The organism is Pelagovum sp. HNIBRBA483 (assembly GCF_040931995.1).
Classification (GTDB): Bacteria; Pseudomonadota; Alphaproteobacteria; order Rhodobacterales; family Rhodobacteraceae; genus JAEPMR01.
The window spans coordinates 1,604,722-1,630,980 of the sequence record NZ_CP162412.1 but is presented as its reverse complement, the minus strand read 5'-3'; the positions used below and the strand labels follow the sequence as shown (position 1 = coordinate 1,630,980).

Below are 26,259 nucleotides of genomic sequence, written 5' to 3'. Positions count from 1 at the left end.
TTCTACACTGCGATGAAACATCTCCTGCCCCTGATAGGTCAAGGCAAGCAGGAATGGAAGTGCATGCCAAAGATTGTGGGTGACCCATGGATATTGCTCATTAGTGGTAGTGCATGTATACATATAGATATTGCTATCGCCACGCCTGGGGGGGCACTTGGCAAATAGGCAGCATAGTGGGCAACCATTACGATCAGGTCGCTAAAGCGGCGTTAAGGCAGGATCCGATCAGCGTTCGGCTAATAGGAGGCGCAGATGCCTCCTAAGATTCGTGGCAAGAGCAACGAAGTCCTCGAAAGCCTTGATTTACCAGAACAGGCCAAACCGCCGCATTTGCAGCGCGATCAGGCGACCTGTTTTGTGCGTGGCACATTGATCGAGACAGAATACGGCCCCCTGCCGATCGAAACGTTGCGCCCCGGCGATAGCGTTATGACGCTTGATAACGGCCCGATGGCAATCCGCTGGATCGGCAATTCTGAATTCGACGCATCTGGCGACTATGCGCCCGTTCGCTTTGCTGCTGGGGTACTGGGGAACTACCGCGATCTATACGTCTCGCCGCTGCATCGCATTTTAATCAATAATCATAATAATTCGCTGTTTTTTGGTGATCCGCAAGTTCTTGTCTCTGCCAAATATCTCGTAAACGGAAAGACTGTCCGTTTCGATCCGCGCCCTACTGTGCGGTATTACCATTTGGCGCTCGACAGCCACCAAGCGATCTTCTCCGAAGGAATCGCGACCGAGTCACTCCATCTCGGACAGGAGTCTCTCAAACTTCTCGGCGCAGAAACTGCGCGGGAAATCTTGGACCTCTTCCCCGATGTCCGCGATGGTCAAAGGATCCCCGAAACCGTTCGCCCCTGTCTGAAAGCCTATGAGGGCAGTCTCATTCAGGAAGAACTGGACATCACCACCGGGGTCCGGTCATCAGCGGCATAGCGGCGCAAAACCTCCGGATAGAGCCTATGCTCCATCTCCAACACGCGGGCAGCAAGCGTTTCTTCGGTGTCGTCTGGCAGCACCGGCAAGCGCGCCTGCCCGAGAACCGGCCCGCCATCAAGTTCTGCTGTCACCTCATGCACGCTACAGCCATGCTCATGGTCACCCGCCTCAAGCGCACGGCGATGTGTATGAAGTCCGCGGTATTTGGGCAGAAGTGACGGATGGATGTTCAGCATCCGCCCTGCCCATTTACCAGTAAATCCGGCAGTCAAAACACGCATGAACCCTGCCAGACAAATGATATCCGGCGCGGCTTCCGCGAGCACTTCATCAAGTGCGGCCTCAAACGCCCCACGATCACCGCCAAAATCTGTATGCTGCACTGTTGCGGTTGGAATCCCGCGTTCAGCGGCGCGAGCCAGTCCCCCCGCTCCCGCGATGTTAGAAAGCACCAAAACCGGACGCGCAGGATGATCGCCTGTCATGGACTCGACCAGCGACACCATATTCGAACCACCGCCCGAAATCAGGATCGCTACCCGTTTTCTCACAGCAGCGCGCCCGCGTAGCGCACACCCTCACCCGAGACGATCTGGCCCATTTCATACACAGTTTCACCCGCATCTTGGAGCGCTGTGCGCACTTTGTCAGCGTCCTCAGGCGCGGCTACAACAATCATCCCAATGCCTGAATTGAACGTCTTGAGTAGTTCGGCTTCCTCAAGCGCGGCACCTTCAGCCAACCACTTGAAAACCGACGGCAATTCCCACGCATCAAGGTTGATCTCTGCGCCAATCCCCTCCGGCAAGACGCGCGGCAGGTTTTCCGTCAAGCCACCGCCGGTGATATGGGCCAGCGCATGGACACCGCCCGTACGCAATGCCGCCAAAGCGGAGGTGACATAAAGCCGTGTTGGCACCAGCAGAGCATCACCAACAGTGCCCTCCGCAAAGGGCGCATCATCCTCCCAAGAGAGCCCTGCCCGTTCAACCACGCGGCGGACCAAGGAATAGCCGTTGGAGTGCACACCGTTGGACGCCAGCCCTAACAGAATATCCCCCTCGGATACATCGCGCGGCAAGTCAGCACCCCGTTCCATCGCTCCCACGGCAAAGCCGGCCAGATCGAAATCGCCCGCTTCATACATGCCCGGCATTTCGGCGGTTTCTCCACCGATCAGCGCACAGCCCGAGTCCTGACATCCCTTCGCAATACCATTGATAATCTGGGTCGCAGAGTCGACATCAAGCTTCCCTGTGGCGAAGTAATCCAGGAAGAACAGCGGCTCCGCACCTTGGCACACAAGATCGTTGACGCACATTGCCACCAGATCAATACCGATGGTATCCACCTTGCCGGTATCGATCGCAATGCGCAGTTTCGTTCCCACGCCATCCGTTGCCGCCACAAGAATAGGATCGTTGTAGCCCGCGTTCTTCAGGTCGAACAGCGCACCAAAACCGCCCAATCCGGCCATCACACCAGAGCGCGTTGTTGCCTTCGCGGCAGGCTTGATCCGCTCTACGAGAGTGTTTCCAGCATCGATATCAACGCCAGCATCGGCATAAGTGAGTTGGGATTTATCGGTCATGGCGCCCCGCTATCTGAGATTGCCTCCCCCTACCGCATGCTCTCAAAAAGAGCCAGTCACAACTTGACGCCGCGCGGCGCTCTGCTAGGACGCATTCAGGCGGGCCTGTAGCTCAATTGGTTAGAGCAGAGCGCTCATAACGCTTTGGTTGGGGGTTCGAGTCCCTCCGGGCCTACCACATCCCTAGAACGGGATGATCAACTCCGCCTTCAGCCCACCAAGTGTACTTTCCCCAAGCCGCACGGCTCCGCCATGCATACGCGCAACGTCCGCCACAATTGCCAGACCGAGCCCGACGCCCACTGCCTTACTCTGGTTGCGTGCGGGGTCCAGTCGGGCGAAGGGTTTCAACGCTTCTTCCCGTTGATCGGGCGGGATACCGGGGCCATCATCTTCGACGATGATCGCGAATGATCGCTCCAATACTTTTAAACTCAGCCGCATATTCGTGCCGTATCGCATTGCATTTTCCAGCAGGTTAACGACCGCGCGTTGCAGTGCCAGCGGCCGCACCGAAACATGCGCTGGGAGCGTACCGATAATCTCAAACGGTACTCCTACATGCGCGCTTGCGACTGACTCAACGCAGTTTTCGATGAGGCGCGTCAAATCTACGGGTGTGGCGGGTTCAAGGCTTGCATCCCGCGCATAATCAAGAAACCCGTTCACCAGCCGTTCCATATCATCGACATCGGCGCGCAAATCTTCGGCTTCGGGTTCGTCGATAAGAGACAGCCCAAGCCTTAAGCGCGTCAGAGGCGTGCGTAAATCATGGCTCACACCTGATAGCATGAGTGTTCGCGTTTGCCGCTGCCGCTCGATCCGTGCACGCATGTCCAAGAACGCGGTCGCAGCAGCCCGCACCTCAAGCGCGCCAGCAGGTGTCAAAGGCAAGACCCGACCGCGCCCGAACTCTGTCGCTGCATGGGCTAAGCGCCGGATAGGTCGCAATTGGTTGCGTAGGAAAACGACCGCAATCAATAGGAAAACGATCCCCGAGAACAGCAGAATCACTAATAATTGGTGGGGGTTTCGCGCCGCAAGTCGCTCACGCGCAATAGAGGCGACCAGATATCGCCCGTCCACCTCCAGCCAGAGCGACGCGTCGGGGCTGTTCTCCATCACCAACGCTTTCATTTCCGGGATGCGCGATTTCAGCGTTCTTGCCACTGTCGCGCCAGTAAAATCATAAACCGGCCACGAATCCTCTGGCACAGGGTCCTCACGCGGTGTCAGGGCGATATCAAAGTGCGGCTTGATGTCATCCGCCCGCCAGGCGTCAATCGCGTAAGCAATCTCCCGAGCCGCGATCTCGCTCAACTGCGCACTGACCTGCTCGAAATGCCGCTGGAACAGCACCACAGTGAGAAGCACTTGCAACAGTAAGACAGGCAAGATCAAAATAGCGAAAACCCGCCCGTAAAGGCTGCGCGGCAAATAGTCTTTGATTGTAAATCGGGCCATAAACGCACGCTAGCCAATGGTCACAGCATATGAAAGCGCCAAGAGTGTCAGATACCGACGCAGATTCTCTCCGCCGCTTCCCGCAAGATATCGTAAGAATCCGTGCGGCCAATCCGTCTCCGATGACCTATGGCGGAACCAATACCTACATTCTCGGCCGGCAAGATCTCGTGATTATTGACCCCGGCCCCGACCTTGCATCACATCATGATTCAATTTTGCAAGAGGTTGATGGAAGAAGAGTCACCAGAATACTTGTCACCCACAGCCATCGTGATCACTCGGCGCTCGCGCGCCACCTCGCAGACAGCCTCGCCGCTCCGGTATTGGCCTTTGGCGACTCCGATACCGGCCGTAGCGCCATCATGAATGAGCTGCGCCCCCAACTGAACGCCGAAGGCGGAGAAGGCGTGGATCGTGCCTTCCAGCCTGATGAAACGTTGATGGATGGTGATGACATGGATCTAGAAGGAGATCCGATTCGCGCCATTCACTCTCCAGGCCACATGGGCAACCACATGTGCTTCGATTGGCGCGGCGCTCTGTTCAGTGGCGATCATGTCATGGGTTGGGCCAGTTCCCTCATTTCGCCACCAGACGGCGATTTGAATGATTTTCTTGCGGCTTGCCACAAGCTGTTGACCGTTCCGTCTGAAACTTACCTCCCCGGTCATGGTGCTCCGATTGCCGAACCGCACGATCGTGTGAGAGAACTGATCGCGCACCGCGAAACGCGAACCGATGCCATCCTCCGAGTGTTAGAAACGACCCGCGCAACACCGCGGCAACTGGCTGAAAAAATTTACAGCGACATTCCATCCGCCTTGCTTCCTGCGGCAGAGCGCAATGTGCTTGCCCATCTGATCGCGCTTTACGAACAAGGCCGCGTCGGCACCAATGGTCCCGTCAATGCGCAAGGCATCTTCTCCCTCTCAGGCGTTGGAAAACTTCTTTGAATTTTCTACCAAATGCCTCTGGACGCCGGAAAATCACATTGCTATATCGCCCTCGTGTTCCGGCGTAGCTCAGCGGTAGAGCAGTTGACTGTTAATCAATTGGTCGTAGGTTCGATCCCTACCGCCGGAGCCAAAAAACCAAGGGCGTCAATGGGTTAATCCATCGGCGCCCTTTGTTGTTATCACCCCCACATCTCTGGCGACTATAAGCCTCGACATTTCTCAAAATCGCATGTTTGTTTTGATGACATAAAGCGCGCGCACCACTTCGCCCGTTTCACTCCCCGGATTGGAGACAAGAATGGTCATTGCTGGCTGGCTAATCCTGAGTTTGCTTGCCCTGTTTCTAATAGGCGCATCTGCCACGCCCAAATTATTAAGACTGGATGTTGCAAACAAACCGATGGATGCCCTCGGATTTGACCGGAGGTGGGTCGTACCAATTGGCATCCTAGAGGTGCTCCTCGCGTTAGGGGTGCTCGTTCCACACACAGCCCCGATCTCCGGCATTTTGATGATGGGCCTTTTGGGAGGCGCGATCGCGGCGCAGCTCCGGATCAACGCACCACTCTTCAGTCATACGCTATTCGGCGTTTATTTAGGTGTCGCGATGTGGATTGGTATTTGCCTGCGGGATCCGCGAGTCTTCGAGCTTTTCATCAATAAATGGTAGTCATTTGTTCCAACTTTCCACCAAGGCCTTTGTACTTTCATTTAGAAATCTAGTCCGAAATCCAATACCTTACTAGAATGTGTTAAAGCGCCAACCGAAATAAAATCCACTCCGGTTGCTGCGACCTCTGCGATCCTTCCAAGGTTCATGTTTCCGGAAGCTTCTGTCACCAAACGCCCGCCGACGAGCCGCACGGCTTCCGCAAGCGTTTCGGTTGTCATATTGTCCAGCAACACCACATCCGCCCCGCCAACGTTCAAAACCTCTTGCAGCTGATCAATCCGGTCAACTTCTATCTCGACGCGCACCATATGAGAGGCGTTTTGCCTAACAGCGGTCAACACCGGGCCAATGCCACCTGCCGCGGCGATGTGGTTGTCTTTGATGAGGATCGCATCAGACAGGCTGAACCGGTGACTACTGCCTCCGCCATGCAGCACAGCTTGTTTTTCAACGACCCTCAGGCCGGGCGTTGTTTTGCGAGTACAGGTAATCTTTGCCTGTGTTCCGACTGCCTTCGAAACGAAGGCCGCCGTCATCGTTGCAATACCCGCCATCCTACCGGCGAAATTAAGCGCCACGCGCTCACCAGACAGGATCGATGCAGCATCTCCAGCGATGGTCATCAGCACATCCCCGCGGTTGCAGGTCATGCCATCTTCGCAAAGCACCGAGATCTCCAGCTGCGGATCAACAAGCTTAAAAGCAAGTCGCGCCATTTGCATGCCTGAGACAACACCCTCCTCGCGCGCAACAATGCGTGCGCGATATCGCGTTCCAGCAGGTACAACCGCGCGGGTCGTAACGTCACCGAACTGGCCCAAATCCTCCATCAACGCGGCGCGGACGAGCGGTTCGAGGATGATGTCGGGCAGATGCGCGTTCATAGCGGCTCCTTCAATTGTTCATGTTTCGCGCCATCGACGAGTTTAGACAGATCATCTCGGAAATGGCTTCCGCATGGGTCAGGCCGTGCCAGTGCCGCCTCGGCAATCGCCAGCGCGGCTGTGCACATATTGATAAAACGGATGTCATCCGCGTGTGCGGCCAAAAGCTCTCCGATAACCGTAATCGCGTAGCGTAACCCCTTAGCCCGACGCACGACGCCAACATCTCGGCTCATCGTTCTGCGCACAAGCGCCACGGAACCCAGATCAATCTTTGCGCCGCTTCCCGCGCTCGCTTGGGGAACGATCGCCATAGTCAGATCAGGATTGCCGCAAAGCCCTTGCCTGATATCAGCCGCCGCGCGTTGTGCAAAAACCAGCGCCTCCAATAGCCCGTTCGATGCGAGCCTGTTTGCACCGTGCAGCCCCGTACAGGCCACCTCTCCGCAGGCCCACAGCCCCTCAAGGCTGGTCCGCCCATTCTCATCCGTTGCCACGCCACCCATATGAAAATGCGCGGCGACGGTAACAGGGATCGGCTCTCGCGACGGGTCGACCCCTCCGCGCAAGCAAGCGCATGTTACGGTTGGAAAGCGCTCCGCCATTGCTTGTCCCACAGCCTCTCGCACATCCAGAACAGGTCGCCGCCCCGCGCGCTCCTCCGAAAATATCGCCCTTGCAACGACGTCTCGGGGTGCAAGCTCTCCGCGTGGATCATGCGCAAGCGCAAAGCGCACCCCCTCATTGTTGAGCAGAAGTCCACCTTCGCCACGCAAGGCCTCAGTCGCCAGCGGGCATGGGTCAAGCCCGATATCAATCGCTGTGGGATGAAACTGCACAAATTCCAGATCCCGAACCTTCGCGCCCGCACGAATTGCCAACCCCAGTGCTTCACCACGGATCTGCGGCGGATTTGTGGTTTTTGCGTAGAGCCCGCCTACCCCGCCTGCCGCCAACAGCACTGCCGGTGCGATGATCCGGCACGCCGCTGCACCACCAGCAACTGGTATGATCTCAACCCCGCGCACTTGCGAATTGGTCTTGATCAGCCCTGTCACAACGAAACCTTCCAAGACCTGAACAGACGGCGTGTTTTCAACAGCTGCGACCAACCGCTCCATGATTTTGGCGCCGGATTGATCACCGCGCGCCCGCACCACCCGCGCCTCGGAATGCGCTGCTTCATGGTTGAGGAGGTAATTGCCCTGCGCGTCGCGATCGAATGGCGTACCCAGCTCAGTCAGGGCGAGCACATGCTGGCGGGCCTCTGCGGTAACCAGCGCTGCGATCACCGGATCAACGGCCCCTGCACCTGCCGCGATGGTATCGTTCGCATGCGCCTCGGGACTATCGGTTTTGGCCATCGCCGCCGCAACACCACCCTGCGCCCAGGTCGAACTCGCGCCCGCGCCCAAGGCTTCCGGCGAAATAACCAGCACAGGATACGGTGCGAAGGAGAGAGCCGCATAAAGCGCCCCCAGCCCTGCGCCAACAATGACCACCCGATCCGTATGTATTTGGGCAGTCATGCCGATGATCCCTTAGGCAGCCAGTTTCTGGCTTAGATCAATCATCCGCTGCACGGCTTGGCGCGCACCCTCAGCCACAGCGGCATCAACCTCCACAGGTGTTTCCATGCTGTGCAGCGACCAGAGAATTTTCTCCAGCGTGATCTTTTTCATGTAGGGGCACATATTGCAGGGACCGACGAAATCGACAGCAGGATTGGCCTCAGCGATGTTGGACGCCATCGAGCATTCTGTCACCAGCATCGCCTTTTCGGGCTGCTCTTTTTCCACATAGGCGATAATTCCGGCAGTCGAGCCGCTAAAGTCCGACTCCGCGACGACATCAGGTGGGCATTCCGGATGCGCGATGATCCGCGTGCCGGGGTTCCAACTGCGAAACTCCCGCAGGTCTTCCGCCGTATATTGCTCATGCACAATGCAAGAGCCATCCCACCAAACGATGTTCTTGTGCGGCACCAGCTTTGCCACGTTCTGCGCAAGATATTTGTCCGGCGTCATGATGACCGTCTCATCCGGCAAACCGGCGACGATCTGAGCGGCATTCGATGAGGTGCAGCAAATATCCGACGCCGCTTTGACCTCGGCTGTGGTGTTAACATAGCTGACAACAGGCGCTCCCGGATACCGCGCGCGCATCTCGGCAATGCCGGCTTGTGTGATGCTTTCGGCCAGCGAGCAACCAGCATCCATATCCGGTATCAAAACTATTTTGGACGGGTTCAGAACTTTGGATGTCTCCGCCATGAAATGAACGCCACATTGCACGATCACATCGGCCTGCACCTTTGTCGCCTCGATCGCGAGTTGCAGGCTGTCGCCAACCACATCCGCAACGCCGTGATAAATCTCCGGCGTCATATAATTATGCGCCAGTATTGCGGCGTTTCGCTCAGCCTTAAGCGCGTTGATCGCGGCGATATAAGGTGCAAAAGTCGCAAAGTCGAATGGCGTCACGACCTTGTCGATCTTTGCATAGATTGGGCTCATTTTCGCGGCCAAGTCCGGATCGGGCGCAAGATCATAATGCGCCGCCAGTTCCGAGCGGATGAAAGTCAGATCGAGCATAAACTGCTCTCCTTATCGCATAGCTTCGGTGCGGCGCGTTGTTTCATCGCGCCGCGTCGGGTTCAACCCAGCAACTTATCCAATACGGTAGTTGGGGCTTTCGCGGGTGATTTGCACATCATGGACATGGCTCTCTTTCAGGCCCGCACCTGTGATTTTCACGAAAGAACTGTTCTTCCGCATCTCCTCGACAGTTGCGCAGCCAGTGTAGCCCATCGCCGCACGCAGCCCGCCAACCAACTGGTGCAAAACAGCGCCCGCTGGTCCTTTGTAGGGCACCTGCCCCTCGATCCCTTCCGGCACCAGTTTGTCGCTTGCGGCGTCTTTCTGGAAGTACCGGTCCGCCGACCCGCGCGCCATCGCGCCAAGGCTTCCCATACCGCGATAGGCTTTGAATGAACGGCCCTGATAGAGGATCACCTCACCCGGGCTTTCGTCCGTACCGGCAATCATGCTGCCAACCATCGCGCAGGATGCTCCGGCCGCAATCGCCTTCGCAAAATCGCCCGAGAACTTGATACCGCCATCGGCGATGACAGGTGTTTCGCCAGCCGCCGCCGCGCAGTCCATCACGGCGGTGAGTTGCGGCACCCCGACACCTGCAACCATCCGCGTCGTACAGATCGAGCCAGGACCGATCCCCACCTTCACCGCATCCGCGCCTGCGTCGATCAGCGCTTTGGTCGCGGCACCCGTGGCCACGTTGCCCGCAATGACCTGCACATGTGACGACAGCTTCTTCACCCGCTCCACAGCCTTCCCCACACCCTCCGAGTGGCCATGCGCAGTGTCGATCACAACGATATCGACACCTGCATCAATTAGAGCTTGCGAACGCTCGAAACCCGCATCTCCCACGGTCGATGCAGCGGCTACGCGCAGCCGTCCCAGATCGTCCTTACAGGCCGAGGGGTTGAGCACGGCCTGCTCGCTGTCTTTAAGGGTCAGCAGGCCAGTCAATTTTCCGTCTTTGTCTGTGATCAAAAGCTTCTCGATCCGGCGCGCTCTCATCAGGTTCCGCGCTTCTTCACGGTCCGCCGGTTCCTGCAAAATAGCCAGATTATCCGTGGTCATCACGGCGCTGACAGGTGTTGTCTCATCGCTCGCAAAGCGCATGTCGCGATTGGTCACGATCCCTACGACGCGGCCGTCTGGCCTGACAACAGGAAATCCCGTCACCCTGTAGCGCTCCATCAAAGCCTGCGCATCTGCCATTGTCTGATCAGGTGTCAGGGTGATCGGATTATAAACAATTCCGGACACAAAGCGCTTCACGCGCCGCACTTCCTGCGCTTGTTCATCGACTGTGAGGTTGCGGTGAATGACGCCCATACCGCCCGATTGTGCCATCGTGATCGCCATACGGGCTTCGGTCACGGTGTCCATCGCACTCGACATAAGCGGGATGTTCAAGCCGATGCTCTTGGTAACAAAAGTGCGCGTATCGGCGGTAGACGGCAGCACATTTGAGGCAGCCGGAACCAGCAGAACGTCGTCGAAAGTGAGTGCCTCGCGAATCTCCATCGGGGAGCTCCATGGATTGCTTCGTTTGGCGCTTCCCTATTTCACCTCTGGGGCAAAAAGAAAAGAGCGGAAACGCCCATGTGCAATATTGTCTCAGGCCCGCGCAGCGCCCGTCTGGCTTGCAAGCGCACCCGCGGCCCAGCTTTTCCAGACACGCATCGCAACATAGGGGTTCACTACCGATGCTACCAACAGCGTGACCATCCCCGCGATCATGAACGGCAACGAACTATCCGCTTGCGCAAGGGCGAGCAAAAGTGTGGCACTACTTGCCAACGGGAAGGTCAGTGCGCCCCACATCGGCGTAAAGCCAGCCGCGAGCAGATAGCGCCCCCGCGCAAAAATCACCGCCAACACGGCAAGCGCGGCAAACCCGAAGCCAAGCGCAATAGCGTCATAGCCTAACAGAAGTGCGACCGAGCCTAGCAACGCAATGGGCGCCAAATGAATCGCCAATAACGGCCGCATCGGTGGTGCCAATGATGCCCGCAGCCCCTGCTGCAAACTCGCCAGCCAAATGATCGCAGCCAGAACGAGAGACAGACAAAAAACAACAAAGGCAAAACCTGTATAGCCAAGCGGCACCGCTGCCTGTGGCATCACGATGAAGCCCACAAAATGCAGGTGGAAAACCGGCGTCACCTTGCGCATATCCGGCGGCGCGGAACGTAAAATAGTGATCATCATCACCACCAAACCACCATGCGCTACAAACGCGCTCCACAAAATAACTTCAGCCAGAACTGGCGCTATCAGCACCAATACGCCTGCAAAGAGATAACAACTCAAAATCAGCGCAGCGATCCCAGCCCTTCCCGGAATACCTTTCAGATCATCCCAAATCACGCCGGGTCGCCGCGAAATCTTCCTGCCAAATGCTATTGCGCCAACCAGCAACATTATCACCGCCAGCACTGTAATGAAGTAGCCAAGCCACGGCGTTGCTCCCGCACCACCCATAGCAACGCGCCAGCCGTTCGCCAGCGCGAACAAACCCAATACCGGCGGGAATATCGTCGGCGGAACGACTGTCCCCCAGGGCGCTTTACCCTCGTTCAGCTCTGCCATGCTCTTGCCCCTTGCTTTCGCTCTTGCCCTTCTTGGAGGCTTGGCGTCAAACTGAACCAAAGTCTTGCAGAAGGGAAGAGAGCACATGTCAGCGCACGGATATGAAGGCGGTCGTCTCGATCTGCCATTTGTCGGAATCTCCACATTCGGCAAACGGCCCTATGTGAGCGACTGGTCGCAGATCGACGCGGATGTCGCTGTCCTCGGGGCGCCCTTTGATTTCGGCACCCAATGGCGCTCTGGCGCACGCTTCGGGCCGCGCGGCATCCGCGAGGCCTCGACATTGTTCAGCTTTGGTCATGCCGGTGCCTATGATCATGAGGATGACGCAACCTACCTGCCGGCCTCAGTTCGGATCGTGGATATAGGAGACGCCGATATCGTCCACACTGACACACTGAAGAGCCACGCCAATATAGAGGCTGGCGTTCACGCGATCCTTCAAGCAGGCGCACTTCCTGTCACTTTGGGCGGTGATCATTCCGTCAACATTCCATGCATCAACGCCTTCGACGATCAAGGCGATATTCACATCCTCCAAATCGACGCCCATCTCGATTTTGTTGACGAGCGCCACGGCGTCCGCTTCGGCCACGGCAATCCCATGCGCCGCGCCGCTGAAAAGCCTTATGTCACGGGCCTTACGCAGGTTGGAATTCGTAACGTCTCCTCCACCGCGAAGGAAGGTTACGATGCCGCCCGCGAGATGGGATCTGATATCCTTTCGGTTCGCCAAGCCCGGAAACTGGGGGCCGAAGCCCTCACCGCCCGCATCCCCGAAGGTGCGCGCATCTACATCACCATCGACATTGACGGCTTTTGCCCGTCCATCGCCCCGGGTACCGGAACCCCCAGCCACGGCGGTTTTCTTTACTACGAAGTGCTGGAACTCCTCCAAGCGGTCGCCAAGCGCCATGAGATTGTTGGCGTTGATCTCGTTGAGGTCGCCCCCGACTATGATCAGACCGGCGGCACCGCCATTCTCGCAGCGCAAATCCTGCTCAACACGTTAGGCTTCATCTTCCACGCGCGCGGTCATTGACCCGCGCGATACCCCTCTGGTGCGCGGTAAGCCGCTATAAGCCCTTCCTTCGGCGTAAATCCGCACCGCCGATATATCCGGCCTGCGACCTCGTTTTGATCGGCAAGGATGACCGGAATTGCATCCGGCGCAACGCTCTGCACCCAAGCTAACGCGCGGGTGATTAAAGCGGGGCAAATTCCCCGCCCCCTATGGCTTTGCCTTGTCTCCACCGATTGGAACCGCGCGACCCTGCCATCTGTAAATATGCCCAGATCAGCAACCAGTTGCGCGCCATCAAAGGCACCGAACCATGCGCCGCGACCCTCTTCCGTTGCGCGGCGCCATTCCCCTACCCTTTGGGCAATGAAGGGCGCGTGCTTTTCGCGCAAATACCCCAACTCAACACCTGTATCCGTTTGCAGCCCAGTCACTTGCGCCCAATCGCTGTCACCCGATATTGCGCCCGCTGTCAGGCCATCTGGTAGGTCGAAATGTGTTTCCCGGCCTTCAAGCGCCAACACCTCGGTTTCATCAATGGTAAAGCCCATCGCTTCCAGCACAGCGATTTCTTTCCAACGCGCCATATCAGTATCATCCCAGCCAAGCGTCACATGTTCCGCTTCCGAATGATCGCGCTGGAACTGGGCAATTACCGCACTGGGGTCTGATGGCTCACCACGGAAGATAACCATATTCCCGAACCAGAAATCCGGCTGTTCAGGTGTGCGCAAGACGATCCTGTCGGCATGGACTTCCGCAACGCTCCGCGCGCCCAACACCATGAACTCGCTCGCATAACCAAGTGACCGCAAATGCTTCGCGGCTTCAGCGGCGGTCATGGCGATCATGCCGCGTTCGTCTCCTCTTCGGCTTGCTGGCGATGCCACAGTTGCGCATAACGCCCGCTGCGCGCCACAAGCTCTTCATGGGTACCCGTCTCGACGATCTCGCCCGTCTCCAGCACGATAATCCGGTCCGCCTCCGCAATGGTCGAAAGCCTGTGCGCAATCGTTAGCACTGTTCGACCCTCGCCCATAGCCTTCAGTTCCGCCTGAATTTCGCGCTCGGTATCCGTATCGAGCGCTGAGGTTGCCTCATCCAGCAAAAGGATTGGCGGATTTTTCAGCAAGGTCCGTGCTATCCCCACGCGCTGCTTTTCACCACCAGACAGCTTCAGCCCCCGCTCGCCAACGGTCGTCTCGTAACCTTGCGGCAACCCTCGAATGAAATCGTGGATTTTCGCTGCCTTCGCCACTGCAACGATCTCTTCCTCGGTCGCATCAGGCCGCCCGTAGGCAATGTTATAGCGGATTGTGTCATTGAACAGCACCGTGTCCTGCGGCACGACGCCGATCTCTTTGTGCAGGCTTTCTTGCGTGATGTCGCGTAGGTCTTGCCCGTCAATGCGGATCGCTCCGCGCGTCACGTCATAAAAACGGAACAAGAGCCGCCCGATCGTCGATTTCCCCGATCCCGAAGATCCAACAATCGCAATCGTCTCACCCGGTTTCGCGGTGAAACTGATCCCCTTCAGGATTACCCTGTCGGCATCGTAGTGGAAGGCAACATCGTTAAACGCAACCTCGCCTCCCGAAACCACCAGCTTAGGCGCATCGGCCTTGTCCTTCACTTCGGCCGGCTGCTCGAGCAGATCGAACATATCGCCCATATCAATCAACGCCTGACGGATCTCACGATACACCGTACCAAGGAAGTTGAGCGGCATGGTGATCTGGATCATATAGGCGTTCACCATCACGAAATCGCCAACTGTCAGATCGCCGTTCTGCACCCCGACAGCCGCCATCACCATCACCGCGACCAAACCGCCAGTGATGAGAACGGATTGCCCAAAATTCAGGAAGGCGAGAGAGTATGAGGTCCGTAGTGCCGCGTTCTCATACAAAGCCATCGCCCCGTCATAGCGCTCGGCCTCCATCCGCTCCGCGCCGAAATACTTGACGGTTTCAAAGTTAAGTAGGCTATCGATCGCCTTCTGATTGGCATCCGTGTCCTGCTCGTTCATCACCTTGCGGATTTTCACCCGCCATTCCGTGACCTTGAACGTAAACCACACATATCCCGCGATCACAGCAGCGACGACAGCCAAATACCACACATCGAAAAGGACAAAGAGCACCGCCGCGATCATCAGTAACTCGAGCACCAACGGCCCCATCGAGAAGAGCATGAACCGCAAGAGGAATTCGACGCCCTTCACCCCGCGCTCGATTATACGGCTCAACCCGCCTGTCTTGCGCGTGATGTGATAGCGCAGCGAGAGGCGGTGAATATGGGTAAACGTTTCGAGCGCCAGTTGCCGCAACGCGCGCTGCCCTACGCGGGCGAAGATCACGTCGCGGAGCTGTTGAAACCCCACATTCATCAACCGCGCCATGCCATAGGCCAGCGTCAGTCCGACCGCCCCAAGCGCGAGAAATGTTTCTGCACTTTGATCAGGCGAGAGCGTGTCTACCGCTTGTTTGTAAAGGACTGGCGTACCTACGGCGATCAGCTTAGCAACAAACAGCGTCAGCATCGCCAAGACGACCCGCTGCTTGACCCAAGTTTGCCCTTCCGGCCACAGATACGGCACCACCCGCCGGATCACCTGCATCCCCTGAACCTGTTCATTGTTCAGGTTCCGGCTGGTTTTGGTTAATCCTCGCATCGGGCTCTCCGTTCTGGCTGGCCCACTTATCTAGGCACGCAAGCGCATGGGCACCAGCCCACGCGCCCTTTTAATATTGCTCGGTCAGTTGCTCATCCGTCAGTTCCGGCAACAAGAAAAGCTGCCCCGGGTAGATCAGGTCAGGGTTTCGGATCTGGTTCCGGTTGGCATCGAAGATGTGCACATAGAGAATACCGCGCCCATAGCGTTCCTGCGAGATCGCCCATAGCGTATTGCCCGGCTGTACCGTTCTGACCGCCACGCCCGAAAACTCCGGCGCTTGCGTATCCCGCGCCATGACTGCGGCCACCGCTAGTGGCTCTTCACGTTTGAACGGCAATTCAATCCGCGCCTCGACGCTACCGTCCTCAGCCACAAGATCGACCCGCATCGTATAAACTCCCGGATCAACTGCATCGAGCCGCACTTCCCAACGCCCGCTCTCGCCGGTGTTCATTTCTGCAATCGGAGCATTATCGAGGTAGATCCGAACAGCATGAATCGGCAGCCCACGACCGGAGACAACGACACGGCCCTCCAGATCATAGCTGATCGTATCCACCGAGATCCCAGAGCTTGGGATTTCGTCGGTCATGACCCGTACACCCTCTTCGTCCGCAACGATCAGTGCAGGCGCTGTGGGTGCCGTACTCTCCGCTACCGTCTCCTCTTCGATAACGGGTTCTTTTTCCTCGGCACTTTCCGCGCTCTCGTTCGCCGCGCTAGGTGCCTCTTGGCCCACTACATCAGCAACAGGTTCGGAAGCCTCTGCAATCGTTTCTTCCGCAGCCGTGCTATCTTCCGCACCCCCTGTCATGACCGGCGGAGCAGCTTCATCTGCACTCTCGCTTTCAGCGACTGGTTCCACCTCCGGCACATTAGGTTCCGAAGCCGTTCCGGGGGCGATAGCGTCAGCCACTTCAGCCTCAGCCGTTTCAGCGGGGGCAGGCGATTCTACCGCTGCGACCGTGTCTTCAGTAGTCTGCTCGACCGCGCCACTAACTGTATCGTCTGCTCCCGCGACAGGTTGCTGCTCTGCCTCTATGGATTCCTCCTGTGAGACATTCTCTTCGGCGGCGGGCACGGCTTCAGCGACGATGACCTGCTCATCCTGCTGAGTATCATCGCTTTCCGCGTCGGTTTCACCAGTTTCAGATACGGGTTCACCAACCCCAAGTGGCTCGCCCTCCCGATCAGTTCCCGCCTGCTCCGCCATTTCGCTCTCTGTGACGCCCTCTGCCTCCGCAACCGGCTCCAACGGCGCGGGCGTCGTAAACGGCGCGATCAGGATCGTCTCGGCCGATTGCACACGCGCGCCATCAGGATCACCCACCAGCGACAACATGCGCGGCTGTGCCGAGGGTTCGATCATCGTAATCGCCACGAACTGCCCTGTTCCATCAACCTCCGCCCGCACCACCGGCGTGATATCGAGCACGACCTCGACCTCTTCGCCGATGATCCAGCGTCCGGCCACCACCATCATGCCATCCGCTTCGACACGAACCGTATCAAAGACAGGTAATTCAACAGCAGTCGCTTCGGAAGCGACGCGCTCTGCGGTACTTGGTTCGGTTTCTTCGGTGACCGCGCCAGCGTTGGAAGATCCCGCGTCTGTCTCGGCTGCGCTTGCCGTTACCTCAGGCGCTTCAACGAGCACCTCGCCTTCGTCCCCGAAATCCGCACCAAAGAACCAGAATGCCCCTACCAGAACCACTATCGCGCCACCCGCTACCGCAAGCCGACCCGCATTCGAACCGCCGCCTTTTGCCACCGTTCATTCCCTTTCTTGGATCACGTCCTCACCCCTCCCGAAGCAGGACGGTTGAGCGACCATAGCAACGGCGATATGGGTGGTCAAAGCGATCTGAACCATCATTGAAGGGAAGCCTGATGAAAGTTGCCCAAAAGTCCGTTTGCGTTTATTGCGGCTCCCGCGCGGGCAGCCGTGCGGCCTACGGAGAAGCCGCCACCGCGACCGGCAAAATGATCGCCGATAACGGCTGGCGACTTGTCTATGGCGCGGGTGATGTTGGCTTGATGGGCTTGGTCGCCGCCTCGACCCAAGCACAAAAGGGCGCAACATTCGGTGTCATTCCCACCCACCTGCTCAAATGGGAGGTCGGCAAACGGGATCTCGACAATTTCATCATTACCGAGACGATGCACGAGCGCAAAAAGGTGATGTTCATGAATTCTGATGCTGTCGTCGTTCTCCCCGGCGGCGCGGGTTCGCTCGACGAGTTTTTCGAAGTGCTCACATGGCGCCAACTGGGCCTGCACCAGAAACCCATCTACTTGCTTGATACAGACGGTTACTGGCAACCGCTCCTGTCGCTGATGGACCACGTTGTCAACGAAGGTTTCGCCGACCCATCGCTGCTCGGTTATATTTCAATCATTTCCGATGTCGCCGCACTGGAGGCCGCCTTGCGCGATGCTCTCTCCTGACGGAGCGCGGAGAACGAATAAAGACCAAGCGCCAGCCAGATGATCGGGAACGCTATGGAGTGCCACAGCGTCACCGGCTCCAGCAAGACAAGCCCCGCCACGACGAACTGGATCGAGGGGTTGAGATATTGCACCAGACCAACAGTCGCGAGCCGTACACGCCGTGCAGCAAAAGAAAATAATATCAACGGTATTGCCGTGAGCGGTCCCGACAGCGCCAGCAACGATGAGGTCCACCAATCGCTCCCCATCGCGCCACTACCTTTGAAGTAGATCCAGGCAAGCGCCACCGGCGCGAGCAGCAAAACCTCCGCCGTGACCGAAACAACAGGCCCCAATGCCAGCCCTTTCTTGACCGCACCATAAAGACCAAAAGTCGCTGCCAGCCAGAAGGCGATCCACGGCGCCGCCCCAAGTCCAACCGTCAGTACTGTTACACCTGCGCCCGCCAAAGCCACAGCCACCCATTGCACACGCCCCAGCGCTTCGGCAAAAAAGACGCGCCCGATCAGCACCGCAACGAGCGGGAAGATGAAATACCCCAAAGATGCTTCCAACGCATAACCAAGGCTGATCGCCGTGATAAAGCCGAACCAATTCCCAGAGATGAAGAGCGCGGCTCCGAATATTGTCAGCACTTGCTTCCGGTCGGATACGGCATCGATCAGTGTCCGGATACGCCGTTGGGCAAGCAAAACGATCAGGAAGAAGGCAAGCGAACAAACGGTACGGTAGCTCAAGATCTCCAGCGGCGGCACATGGCGCAGTTGTGCATAAAAGATCGATGACAATCCCCAGATGATGCAGGCCAGCACCATCGCCAATACGCCTTTGAGCGACTCACTCATACCGATCTCCCGGAGGTTCACGGCACTACCGCATGCGGTTCCGCCGATGGCAACCCCGCAGACACCGGAGCTGTCCTCAGGCTATTCGGCTGCCACGGTCCCACTCCGCGCGCCGCGTCCGCTTGCAAAGGTTTCGGTGAAAATCCAATCGCGGAACTGACGGATGCGCGGTTCATCGACCCGCGCCTCGTGATAGGCGACAGAATAGATTACGATTGGCATTGTGACTGTATCAAAGAGCCTCACCAAACGGCCTGATTTCACCGTGTCGCGAACCATCGCATCATACGCCAGCGCGACACCTTGCCCTTGCTCTGCCGCCGTTGTTGCAAGTTCGCAGTTCGGAAACACCGGCCCATGCGGCATCTCTGTGATCTTGACGCCTGCAAGCCCGAACCATTCACCCCATGCATCCATGACCTCGTCATACATCAGCGGCACTTTTAACAGATCAGAAGGCGCCGAAATGCCATGACGGGCGATAAATTCCGGTGCAGCCACGGGATACCGTAATGACTCCATCAAAGGCTCTACTATCGCGCCGGGCACCGCGCTTGCGCCCCAATGGATAACAACATCTGCGTCATTCTTGGAGAAGTCGCACAAAGGCGCTCCCTCCGAAACCCGCAGCCGTATCTCCTCGGAAAAAGGCAAGTTTCCCAGTCGCGGCACCATGAACCGTGCCGCGAAGCCCGGCGTGCAAAGCACTCTCAAAGGAGCCTCTTGATACCGGCCACGCGCGATTGCTGTGGATTGATCCAGATCATCGAGCAAAAACGTGAGCCGCGATGCATAGCCCTCGCCGGTCAGTGTAAGTCGCAGTCGGTTTCCGTCACGTTCAAAAAGCTTTGTATCTAGATAATCCTCCAAACCCCTAATCTGGTGGCTGACCGCTGATGGGCTAAGGCACAGTTCTGTGGCAGCCGCTTTAAAGCTCATGGCCCGCGCTGCGGCTTCAAAGGCACGGACGGCAGCGAATGGTGGAAGGCGGCGGCTCATTTCGGATGAACTCCTTTCAACAATGGATGAAAATACTCCTTTTGCGCGAATTCACCGTCCATTTTACCATTTTTTGAGTTCATTTCAAAATCAGCAAAGGAGGTCGACATGCCTCTGCCAGCACCCGCAACGCTTGCGTTGGCGCTCCTGATGGCGCTCATCAATCCTCATCTCGCGGAGGCTTCGCAACCACAGCCTGTCGTTCCAGCGTATCAGATCGCGGCTTTGGAAGATTGGCTCGACCTGAATAGCCCGTGGCCGCGCAAACAAGCGCGACCACAAATCAGACTGGTTTCTCAGGACCAGGCCAACGCCTTAACAGGTCGCGCAGGACGGTTCGGCGTCACACCACGCGCTTTTTACGATCCGGCGAAGTCGGTAATCGCTCTCATTTCCCCGTTTGACCCGCATGACCCGTATGACCTCTCAGTGGTCCTTCACGAGCTGGTCCACCATCGCCAACATGGCGCCGCACATTGGTATTGTGCCGGCGCACAGGAAAAATCCGCCTATGAGCTGCAATCTCAATGGCTGGCAGAGCGTGGCCTCCCGGATCGGATCAATTGGATGGCGGTCATCCTCGAGGCAGGCTGTACGCCGCGCGACATCCATCCAGATTGAACTCCCCGTGTGAACGCCATCTTGCGGCTTGCTTACGAAGCCGCTCGGCGCACACGTTCCTGCCGGCGGCTCTTGGTCGCCGGCATTTTTCAATCAAAAAGGCCCGGCGCGTCTCCGCGGCCGGGCCTCTGAAATCGCAGGTGCGCTCCAAGTTACATGCGCGAAGCGACGTTTTCCCAGTTGACGAGATTGTCGAGGAAGTTCGTCAGATAGGCAGGGCGCTTGTTGCGGAAATCGATGTAGTAGGAATGCTCCCACACATCACATCCAAGCAGCGCGGTCTGACCAAAGCAGAGCGGGTTCACGCCGTTTTCGGTCTTGGTGACAGCCAGCGAGCCGTCAGCGTTCTTTACGAGCCATGCCCAGCCAGAGCCGAACTGGCCTGCACCTGCGGCGGAGAACTGCGCCTTGAAGTCATCGACAGAACCAAAGCTCTCAACCAGAGCCTTTTCAAGCTCACCCGGCATCTTGCTTTTGCCTGGGCCCATCATTTCCCAGAACTGGTTATGGTTCCAGAGCTGGCTGATGTTGTTGAAAATGCCGTTCTGCGCGACAGCACTCTTGTCATAGGTGCCGACGATGATTTCTTCCATCGACTTGCCGTCCCATTCGGTTCCGGCGATCAGCTTGTTGCCGTTGTCGACATAGGCCTTGTGATGGAGGTCATGGTGATATTCGAGTGTCTCAGCCGACATACCCTTAGCGGCAAGCGCATCGTGGGCATACGGAAGATCGGGAAGTTCAAAAGCCATAGCAGCACCTCTTCTGTTGCGTCTGCACGTTACATGATCCCCAGAGGCAGGCGGGTCAAGGGAGCAAAGCCGCCAAATTTCACCGGAAAGGACAGGCTAGAGCCAATCCAGCCGCTTGCGGAACTGATTTCGCTTGGGGAAGCGCTGCCGGTGCAACTCCAGCAATGCCCGCGCCTCGATATGGCGCTTCAGGGGCCGCGCAAGCGATATCAGCCGTTCGAGAGCAAACGGCCGCCTCGGCGCGACCTCGATTGCAACCGATAGCGCCTCCCATGCCTCTTCCAGCCTCCCAAGGCGCCGCATCGCGGCGGCCCGCGCCATGAGGAGTTGTCCGTCACCGGCCACCAAGGCGTCATACTCGTCCAAGACCGATACAATCGCCTCCTGTTCTTCAAGCTGGTGGAGTTGCTTCACGGTGGCCAACAATCCCTCCCGCGTGATCAGGTCGCTGGCCTCCCCTCCGGGCACATAGGAAGCAAGAACCGATGCCATGATCCGGTTCACCACATCGGGTGAAACATGCCGGTAATCGTCGCGCGACCAAGCGATTGCCGGATTGGAAAGCGTCACAAATTCATAGGAAGGAAAATAATCTACCCACGCCTTCCCCTGAACGAATTCTTCAATCGCTGCGCGTTGAACCGATTTCGAGTAAGCATTTGCCACCAGCACATCCATATCGCGGAAGGTTGCCAATAACGGCACCGGAGATACCGTCACTAACATTTTTAACGGCTTCGTCCGATGCCTCTGTAAAGCGGCGTAAAGCGCTTCGAGCCCATCCAGCACATCCTGATAGGACAAAACCCTGAACTCGAAACGCTCAGGTTCCTTCTTGATCAGCGGCTTGGGGGGAGAAACGTTGAGATAAAGCCCCAGCTTCCGATCATACCACGTCTCGACGTAACCAAGCGTCAGGATCACCACATCCGCCTCGACGACCTGTGCCATTGCATCAAGATAGCGTTCGCGGAATGCGAGGATTTCATCCTTCGAGTATTGCATTTTCGCCATGCCGAGCTGGCAATCACAATACCTACCGCCACCCAGCCTGTAGATCAGATCACCCCCGGGAAACGTCTCCCGCTCCAGCGCCCATATGACCTCGTTGGTGACAGAATGGATGGAATACTTGTTAAAGAAATTCGCCGCGTCAGTCAGGCTTTCACCGATCGGGCCAAGATCGAATTTCCGGCTTAAAACCTCCCGCCCGTGGCTTTCCAGCGCATTCTCTATGTTGCGGGCGAAACAAGAGCCGATCGCGAAAACCGTTTCATGCTCTTCAATCTGAAAACTCGGCCGCGTTCGTGGGCTCGCCAACGGATACAGCCGGTTTCCGTGATGGTCAGGTGACGGATATTTACGGTCTGTATTCTGCTTCGCGCGCGCAAACGCAACCGCCGCGTCAACCCTTTCGATATGCCTGTCATTGTCCATATTACAGGTCGATCTGCTCTCTTGGTCCATCTACAGCATTTCAGGCGCAAAGGTCCGCTGCAACCTGATTTAATCCGCCTCCGTCAGCCTCTGCCGCACCGATTTTGCCAGATGCACGCGCCCTTCACGTTCCAGCACATTTGCGACATTTCCAACCAAACCATGATGCCCGCGGCCAAGTGCAGCATCGGTTAGGCCGTTCACATACCAAGGCAAAGACCGTCGCTGCCGGTAAAGCTTGTAAAAGGTTTGCTCATCCAGCTGTCCGGCGACCGCCGCCTCGACGAGCGGTTTCAATAGGTTCGCCCGCCGCAGAAACAGTGCCGATTTATGACTCGAAAACCAAGTTTTCAGGTGATGGACATTCGCCCCTTTCACGCGCTCCGCATGCTTGCGGTCCAGCTCGAAGCCCGGATCATAAAGGACAAATACATTGCCACAGCCCTTGAGCTTCTGCGTGGCATCGCGGTAGCGCCCACTCCAGTCCTGCTTGCGCCCCGAGGCGAACCGGGTTTCCCACGGTACCAGCTTGCCATCGAGGCTGGTTTGAGGCGAAAACGCCAGCACATCCGCCTTTTTGAACAGCCGCGCAAAAGCCATCGCGCCATAGGCACCCATCGAGGTGCCGGTCAGCACAACCTTGCCAAAGCCATTAAACGCGCCGTCTGCGACGCGCGCCTCGAACCAGTCAAACAAGCGCGGGTCGCGATACCAATTCGCCTCGAAGCTCATGATCCCCAGATGTGACCATTTATGATCCCGATAAAAGCTGTATCCCCAACCCTCGCGCGACAGCGCCTTGTCATTGACGTTCGATAAGTTGTCGAACGAGATCATCAAAACGTCGCGCTCGCGCTCTGCAAAATGTGCCGCAAACTTATCGTCCGAATGATAAAACCCCCGCCGATAGTCCGACCGCCGCAAATCGGCCAACCACCGTGGGGCATCATCCTCATCGGTCAATGTTTCAGCAGCCTTTGGCCCAGCCCTTTCCTGCACTTTCTGGCGCAGCGGCGGGGTCGCTTTGAGCCATGCAACATCGGCATCTATGCTCGCCCGCAAAGACTTTGGCTCGATCAACTTCTCCCACACTTCAGGATCGTCTTTCTTCAGGCTCTTGATGAGCGCGCCGATCTTTTTCTCGAAGAAAGTTACGCATTTGTCATGTGCTTTGCCGATCTCCGGGTGGTCAACGATCAGCGCCTCTTTCGCTTCTCGGATCGCATCAGACCATCGTGTGATGCTGCGATCCTCGACATGGTTCGAGTTGAACGCATCATAATAATCGAAGTTGATCCGGTCCTGATCCTGACTGTTCGCCGTGCCGCGATACCGCTTCATCAGGAACAACTCATTGCTCTTGATCATGTAGTGATTAACCTGACACAGCGCGTAACCAACCGTCGCAGGTGAGGAAGACCAGCCCTTCGTGAGATAGTATCGTGTCACATCGACGCCAGAGCCGTTCACCCAGCGCAACCCGCCTTCAGGTTTCTTGTACCGTCCCTTGAGAAACGGGCGATGGATACCCAACCGATGCACTGGTTCAGGCCGGAACATTGATTTCATCCCGAAATGACGAAAGCTTACCTGCCGGTCGACCGGCGCGCAGCGGGTAAACGTCTGCGTCACCAGGTCATCGCGATATTCAACAAGCCCTGCATTGCCAAAAACCCGCCAAGTACCCGAAATCACATCCGCTTCGCCCACCGCCGCAAAAAGATCGTCCAGCCGCCCTTCACCCGCATGAATGTTGAAAAATTCATCAGCGTCGATCACCAGCACCCATTCGGATTCCTGCACATGGTCCATCTCGAAGGCGCGGCGATAGGCGCGGTTCTGAGGGTCTGCGGGCAGATCATCCGACAGTTCCGAATTATCAAAAAAGCGGATGACCCCTTCCTTATCCAATAGTTTCAGGAGCTTGTCGCTGCCATCCTCACAATCATTGGCAAAAACAACGATGTTATCAAAGCCAATCAAACGGTGATAAAGCACCCACTCAAGAAGGAACGGCCCCTCGTTCTTGGTGGTGACGATGACAGTCCGTGCGCCGCTCATCTGGCACCCCCTGCCCGCTGGAGCCGCGCCTGCCGCGCTGCTTCCTTCTCTTTCGCGATTGTCGCTAACCGCTCGGTTTGCGCAATCACGCTCTGCTGACGCCGCTGCACCATTTGCATGGCAATCTCGATCTCCTGCGGTTTCGCTCCGATCAGTTTCATCCGCTCCACCGCGTGCTGCGCTATCTCGAACCTATTCCTTCGTGCCGCATGTGTGGCCAATATCCGCCAGTAGGCGATTGTCTCCCGCCGCGCCGCCAAGAACCGTCGCGCCCATCCTTGCGCATCAAAATCGCCATTGATCGCAGCCAGAACGAAGCCCGAAAGAAGACCAGCCTGCGCCAGAACCACAAGTGGCGTATGTCCGCAATACGGAACCCTCAGCTGTGTCCAATTCGGACGCTCAGAGAACAACGCCATCTGCTGGGCATCAACATTCCGCGGATCATGCAGCGAATAAATCTCCGCGCCATCATAAATCTCGGCCTCGACATCATGGATGAACCCGCCGATCTGCCCCGCCTGAGCCGCCCACCGCCGTTCCCAAGGCACGACACTGCGGTCGATCGAGAATTGCGGCACTACCGATAGCACCCGTGCAGCTTCTAACGACCGCGACGCCAAAAGCGCGCCATATCCCCCCATACTGGCCCCGTAGGCCACGATAGGTCGTGCGGCAGGCACATCCGCGCGGATCGCCGCCATTGCATCGAAAAACTCGCGTTTCTGAAACCAGTCGACCTCTCTGTTAAGTATAAAATACCCATCAATGCCGCGCGATTTCAGGAACATCTCCCCGAATGCAACGCTCGCATTCCAAGTAGGCCCACCCGCGTGGGGAAAGGCCACAACAACAGGCCCGCGCGTTTCAGCACTCGAAAGCACCCGCCGCACCGCGTAATGCGTCCCCTCAAACAGGATTGAAGAGACAGCCGCCGTCACACCAGCGCCTCCGGCTCTACCTTGAAATCGCTCAAGCGGGTCAATTGGAACAGATGCCGCATACTCGCCGGAAGCCAACCGCGTCTTATCGCAATTGTATCAAAACCAAAGTCGTAAACATCGAAGCCACCCTTGTGGAATCGCTTGAAAAGCCAGTTCTTTTCACCCGCTGGCAAATGGCGCGTTTCAACCTCGATCATCAATGGCCGGAATTGCGCCCAACGAAACGACGAGAACACCAGTTTTTCCGCCCCTTCTACATCCACCACCAGAACATGCGCTTCCTCGAACCCCTCTTCAGTCAGGATGTCCGCCAAAGGATAGCATGGTACTGTCACCGAGGTCAGATGTTCCGGCTTGATCGCGCGTTGCAGGTGTTTTTGATCGAAGGATGCCAACCCCCGCGCCCATCCGGGGTAGTCTTCTTCATGCGCCTCGTCGAGATGATAGATCGTCGCTTTGCCGGCCTCTTTCGAAATGGCAAAATTGCGCGGGCGAACATTATCGTTCGACGCATATTTTGCCGAAAGAGCCTTGAAGTAACGCGGCACCGGCTCGATCAAAACCGCCTGCCAGCCAAACCGCCCCAGAACCGGCGCCAGGGGATCGGCCATTGATCCATCATTCGCGCCGACCTGCACCACCTTCACGTCGCCCTCGCGGGTTTCGTTCAGCCAATGCAGCAGAAACGTCCGCACAGGTTTGATGTAGTCGATATCTGCTCTGTCCATCTTGCCCCCTGCCGCCGT

The 26,259-nt window shown here is 57.3% G+C and carries 24 protein-coding genes and 2 tRNA genes; 8 read left to right on the top strand and 18 right to left on the bottom strand.

Annotated features, from left to right (window positions below):
• Nucleotides 1-255: 255 nt before the first annotated feature.
• On the top strand, nucleotides 256-945 hold the full coding sequence (locus AB1E42_RS08090; protein WP_368343742.1) for a Hint domain-containing protein: 690 nt from the start codon (nucleotides 256-258) through the stop codon (nucleotides 943-945).
• On the opposite strand, the gene purN is transcribed toward AB1E42_RS08090, so the two are convergent.
• Nucleotides 897-1,454, bottom strand: coding sequence for a phosphoribosylglycinamide formyltransferase (purN, locus tag AB1E42_RS08085; protein WP_368346391.1), 558 nt, complete (start codon nucleotides 1,452-1,454; stop codon nucleotides 897-899). The genes AB1E42_RS08090 and purN overlap by 49 nt on opposite strands.
• Before the next feature lie 41 nt (nucleotides 1,455-1,495).
• On the bottom strand, nucleotides 1,496-2,539 hold the full coding sequence (gene purM, locus AB1E42_RS08080) for a phosphoribosylformylglycinamidine cyclo-ligase (RefSeq protein ID WP_368343741.1): 1,044 nt from the start codon (nucleotides 2,537-2,539) through the stop codon (nucleotides 1,496-1,498).
• Nucleotides 2,540-2,640: 101 nt separating this feature from the next.
• On the opposite strand from purM, the gene AB1E42_RS08075 reads away from it, so the two are divergent.
• Nucleotides 2,641-2,717: transfer RNA gene (locus AB1E42_RS08075), tRNA-Ile, on the top strand.
• A gap of 5 nt (nucleotides 2,718-2,722) precedes the next feature.
• Here AB1E42_RS08075 and AB1E42_RS08070 read toward each other — a convergent pair.
• Entirely contained in the window at nucleotides 2,723-4,003 is a 1,281-nt protein-coding gene (locus AB1E42_RS08070) for an ATP-binding protein (RefSeq protein WP_368343740.1), read from the bottom strand.
• 44 nt (nucleotides 4,004-4,047) lie between these two features.
• On the opposite strand from AB1E42_RS08070, the gene AB1E42_RS08065 reads away from it, so the two are divergent.
• The 3 genes from AB1E42_RS08065 (at nucleotide 4,048) to AB1E42_RS08055 (ending at nucleotide 5,632) form a co-directional block, all read left to right on the top strand.
• Entirely contained in the window at nucleotides 4,048-4,959 is a 912-nt protein-coding gene (locus tag AB1E42_RS08065) for an MBL fold metallo-hydrolase (protein WP_368343739.1), read from the top strand.
• 58 nt (nucleotides 4,960-5,017) lie between these two features.
• Nucleotides 5,018-5,092: transfer RNA gene (locus AB1E42_RS08060), tRNA-Asn, on the top strand.
• Between the two features lie 168 nt (nucleotides 5,093-5,260).
• Nucleotides 5,261-5,632 (top strand): DoxX family protein, encoded by a 372-nt coding sequence (locus AB1E42_RS08055; protein ID WP_368343738.1) that lies wholly within the window; start codon nucleotides 5,261-5,263, stop codon nucleotides 5,630-5,632.
• A gap of 41 nt (nucleotides 5,633-5,673) precedes the next feature.
• Here the strand turns inward: AB1E42_RS08055 and nadC are convergent, their stop codons facing one another.
• The 5 genes from nadC to AB1E42_RS08030 form a co-directional block, all read right to left on the bottom strand.
• Nucleotides 5,674-6,519 (bottom strand): carboxylating nicotinate-nucleotide diphosphorylase, encoded by an 846-nt coding sequence (gene nadC, locus AB1E42_RS08050; RefSeq protein WP_368343737.1) that lies wholly within the window; start codon nucleotides 6,517-6,519, stop codon nucleotides 5,674-5,676.
• A complete protein-coding gene (locus AB1E42_RS08045; protein WP_368343736.1) occupies nucleotides 6,516-8,048 on the bottom strand; it encodes an L-aspartate oxidase in 1,533 nt (510 codons plus the stop codon). The genes nadC and AB1E42_RS08045 overlap by 4 nt, the downstream gene beginning before the upstream one ends.
• A 12-nt stretch (nucleotides 8,049-8,060) precedes the next feature.
• Nucleotides 8,061-9,113 carry a quinolinate synthase NadA gene (nadA, locus tag AB1E42_RS08040; protein ID WP_368343735.1) on the bottom strand — a complete coding sequence of 351 codons (1,053 nt, stop codon included), beginning with the start codon at nucleotides 9,111-9,113 and terminating at the stop codon, nucleotides 8,061-8,063.
• Nucleotides 9,114-9,188: 75 nt separating this feature from the next.
• Nucleotides 9,189-10,637, bottom strand: a complete 1,449-nt coding sequence (gene guaB / locus AB1E42_RS08035) for an IMP dehydrogenase (protein WP_368343734.1) — start codon at nucleotides 10,635-10,637, stop codon at nucleotides 9,189-9,191.
• Nucleotides 10,638-10,730: 93 nt separating this feature from the next.
• A complete protein-coding gene (locus AB1E42_RS08030) occupies nucleotides 10,731-11,705 on the bottom strand; it encodes a tellurium resistance protein (RefSeq protein ID WP_368343733.1) in 975 nt (324 codons plus the stop codon).
• A gap of 85 nt (nucleotides 11,706-11,790) precedes the next feature.
• Between AB1E42_RS08030 and speB the strand changes: the two genes are divergently transcribed.
• On the top strand, nucleotides 11,791-12,747 hold the full coding sequence (gene speB, locus AB1E42_RS08025; RefSeq protein WP_368343732.1) for an agmatinase: 957 nt from the start codon (nucleotides 11,791-11,793) through the stop codon (nucleotides 12,745-12,747).
• Here the strand turns inward: speB and AB1E42_RS08020 are convergent.
• The 3 genes from AB1E42_RS08020 to AB1E42_RS08010 form a co-directional block, all read right to left on the bottom strand.
• Nucleotides 12,741-13,577, bottom strand: coding sequence for a GNAT family N-acetyltransferase (locus AB1E42_RS08020; protein ID WP_368343731.1), 837 nt, complete (start codon nucleotides 13,575-13,577; stop codon nucleotides 12,741-12,743). The two genes, speB and AB1E42_RS08020, sit on opposite strands and share 7 nt — an antisense overlap.
• Entirely contained in the window at nucleotides 13,574-15,400 is a 1,827-nt protein-coding gene (locus AB1E42_RS08015) for an ABC transporter ATP-binding protein/permease (RefSeq protein ID WP_368343730.1), read from the bottom strand. Before AB1E42_RS08015 ends, AB1E42_RS08020 begins: the two co-directional genes overlap by 4 nt.
• Before the next feature lie 70 nt (nucleotides 15,401-15,470).
• On the bottom strand, nucleotides 15,471-17,174 hold the full coding sequence (locus AB1E42_RS08010; protein WP_368343729.1) for a LysM peptidoglycan-binding domain-containing protein: 1,704 nt from the start codon (nucleotides 17,172-17,174) through the stop codon (nucleotides 15,471-15,473).
• A gap of 119 nt (nucleotides 17,175-17,293) precedes the next feature.
• Between AB1E42_RS08010 and AB1E42_RS08005 the strand changes: the two genes are divergently transcribed.
• Nucleotides 17,294-17,851 carry a TIGR00730 family Rossman fold protein gene (locus AB1E42_RS08005; protein ID WP_368343728.1) on the top strand — a complete coding sequence of 186 codons (558 nt, stop codon included), beginning with the start codon at nucleotides 17,294-17,296 and terminating at the stop codon, nucleotides 17,849-17,851.
• Here AB1E42_RS08005 and rarD read toward each other — a convergent pair.
• Nucleotides 17,788-18,699 (bottom strand): EamA family transporter RarD, encoded by a 912-nt coding sequence (gene rarD / locus AB1E42_RS08000; protein ID WP_368343727.1) that lies wholly within the window; start codon nucleotides 18,697-18,699, stop codon nucleotides 17,788-17,790. The genes AB1E42_RS08005 and rarD overlap by 64 nt on opposite strands.
• Before the next feature lie 81 nt (nucleotides 18,700-18,780).
• A complete protein-coding gene (locus AB1E42_RS07995; RefSeq protein WP_368343726.1) occupies nucleotides 18,781-19,698 on the bottom strand; it encodes a LysR substrate-binding domain-containing protein in 918 nt (305 codons plus the stop codon).
• Nucleotides 19,699-19,806: 108 nt separating this feature from the next.
• On the opposite strand from AB1E42_RS07995, the gene AB1E42_RS07990 reads away from it, so the two are divergent.
• Nucleotides 19,807-20,319 carry a DUF6647 family protein gene (locus AB1E42_RS07990; protein ID WP_368343725.1) on the top strand — a complete coding sequence of 171 codons (513 nt, stop codon included), beginning with the start codon at nucleotides 19,807-19,809 and terminating at the stop codon, nucleotides 20,317-20,319.
• A gap of 152 nt (nucleotides 20,320-20,471) precedes the next feature.
• On the opposite strand, the gene AB1E42_RS07985 is transcribed toward AB1E42_RS07990, so the two are convergent.
• The 5 genes from AB1E42_RS07985 to AB1E42_RS07965 all read right to left on the bottom strand — a co-directional run bounded on the left by AB1E42_RS07985 (nucleotide 20,472) and on the right by AB1E42_RS07965 (nucleotide 26,241).
• Nucleotides 20,472-21,071, bottom strand: a complete 600-nt coding sequence (locus AB1E42_RS07985; RefSeq protein WP_368343724.1) for a superoxide dismutase — start codon at nucleotides 21,069-21,071, stop codon at nucleotides 20,472-20,474.
• Between the two features lie 96 nt (nucleotides 21,072-21,167).
• Nucleotides 21,168-22,538 carry a GSCFA domain-containing protein gene (locus AB1E42_RS07980; protein WP_368343723.1) on the bottom strand — a complete coding sequence of 457 codons (1,371 nt, stop codon included), beginning with the start codon at nucleotides 22,536-22,538 and terminating at the stop codon, nucleotides 21,168-21,170.
• Between the two features lie 39 nt (nucleotides 22,539-22,577).
• Complete coding sequence (locus AB1E42_RS07975; RefSeq protein ID WP_368343722.1) at nucleotides 22,578-24,569, bottom strand: glycosyltransferase family 2 protein; 1,992 nt, start codon at nucleotides 24,567-24,569, stop codon at nucleotides 22,578-22,580.
• Nucleotides 24,566-25,510: a hypothetical protein gene (locus AB1E42_RS07970; protein ID WP_368343721.1), complete on the bottom strand. Its 945-nt coding sequence runs from the start codon at nucleotides 25,508-25,510 to the stop codon at nucleotides 24,566-24,568. The genes AB1E42_RS07975 and AB1E42_RS07970 overlap by 4 nt, the downstream gene beginning before the upstream one ends.
• Nucleotides 25,507-26,241, bottom strand: coding sequence for an FkbM family methyltransferase (locus AB1E42_RS07965; protein ID WP_368343720.1), 735 nt, complete (start codon nucleotides 26,239-26,241; stop codon nucleotides 25,507-25,509). Before AB1E42_RS07965 ends, AB1E42_RS07970 begins: the two co-directional genes overlap by 4 nt.
• Nucleotides 26,242-26,259: the final 18 nt, after the last annotated feature.

Bases quoted from the DNA above. Each gene is read 5' to 3' on its own strand.
- AB1E42_RS08090 (WP_368343742.1), top strand. From the start codon at position 256: ATGCCTCCTAAGATTCGTGGCAAGAGCAACGAAGTCCTCGAAAGCCTT.
- purN (WP_368346391.1), bottom strand. From the start codon at position 1,454: ATGGTGTCGCTGGTCGAGTCCATGACAGGCGATCATCCTGCGCGTCCG.
- purM (WP_368343741.1), bottom strand. From the start codon at position 2,539: ATGACCGATAAATCCCAACTCACTTATGCCGATGCTGGCGTTGATATC.
- AB1E42_RS08070 (WP_368343740.1), bottom strand. From the start codon at position 4,003: ATGGCCCGATTTACAATCAAAGACTATTTGCCGCGCAGCCTTTACGGG.
- AB1E42_RS08055 (WP_368343738.1), top strand. From the start codon at position 5,261: ATGGTCATTGCTGGCTGGCTAATCCTGAGTTTGCTTGCCCTGTTTCTA.
- nadC (WP_368343737.1), bottom strand. From the start codon at position 6,519: ATGAACGCGCATCTGCCCGACATCATCCTCGAACCGCTCGTCCGCGCC.
- AB1E42_RS08045 (WP_368343736.1), bottom strand. From the start codon at position 8,048: ATGACTGCCCAAATACATACGGATCGGGTGGTCATTGTTGGCGCAGGG.
- nadA (WP_368343735.1), bottom strand. From the start codon at position 9,113: ATGCTCGATCTGACTTTCATCCGCTCGGAACTGGCGGCGCATTATGAT.
- guaB (WP_368343734.1), bottom strand. From the start codon at position 10,637: ATGGAGATTCGCGAGGCACTCACTTTCGACGACGTTCTGCTGGTTCCG.
- AB1E42_RS08030 (WP_368343733.1), bottom strand. From the start codon at position 11,705: ATGGCAGAGCTGAACGAGGGTAAAGCGCCCTGGGGGACAGTCGTTCCG.
- speB (WP_368343732.1), top strand. From the start codon at position 11,791: ATGTCAGCGCACGGATATGAAGGCGGTCGTCTCGATCTGCCATTTGTC.
- AB1E42_RS08020 (WP_368343731.1), bottom strand. From the start codon at position 13,577: ATGATCGCCATGACCGCCGCTGAAGCCGCGAAGCATTTGCGGTCACTT.
- AB1E42_RS08015 (WP_368343730.1), bottom strand. From the start codon at position 15,400: ATGCGAGGATTAACCAAAACCAGCCGGAACCTGAACAATGAACAGGTT.
- AB1E42_RS08005 (WP_368343728.1), top strand. From the start codon at position 17,294: ATGAAAGTTGCCCAAAAGTCCGTTTGCGTTTATTGCGGCTCCCGCGCG.
- rarD (WP_368343727.1), bottom strand. From the start codon at position 18,699: ATGAGTGAGTCGCTCAAAGGCGTATTGGCGATGGTGCTGGCCTGCATC.
- AB1E42_RS07995 (WP_368343726.1), bottom strand. From the start codon at position 19,698: ATGAGCCGCCGCCTTCCACCATTCGCTGCCGTCCGTGCCTTTGAAGCC.
- AB1E42_RS07990 (WP_368343725.1), top strand. From the start codon at position 19,807: ATGCCTCTGCCAGCACCCGCAACGCTTGCGTTGGCGCTCCTGATGGCG.
- AB1E42_RS07985 (WP_368343724.1), bottom strand. From the start codon at position 21,071: ATGGCTTTTGAACTTCCCGATCTTCCGTATGCCCACGATGCGCTTGCC.
- AB1E42_RS07980 (WP_368343723.1), bottom strand. From the start codon at position 22,538: ATGGACCAAGAGAGCAGATCGACCTGTAATATGGACAATGACAGGCAT.
- AB1E42_RS07975 (WP_368343722.1), bottom strand. From the start codon at position 24,569: ATGAGCGGCGCACGGACTGTCATCGTCACCACCAAGAACGAGGGGCCG.
- AB1E42_RS07965 (WP_368343720.1), bottom strand. From the start codon at position 26,241: ATGGACAGAGCAGATATCGACTACATCAAACCTGTGCGGACGTTTCTG.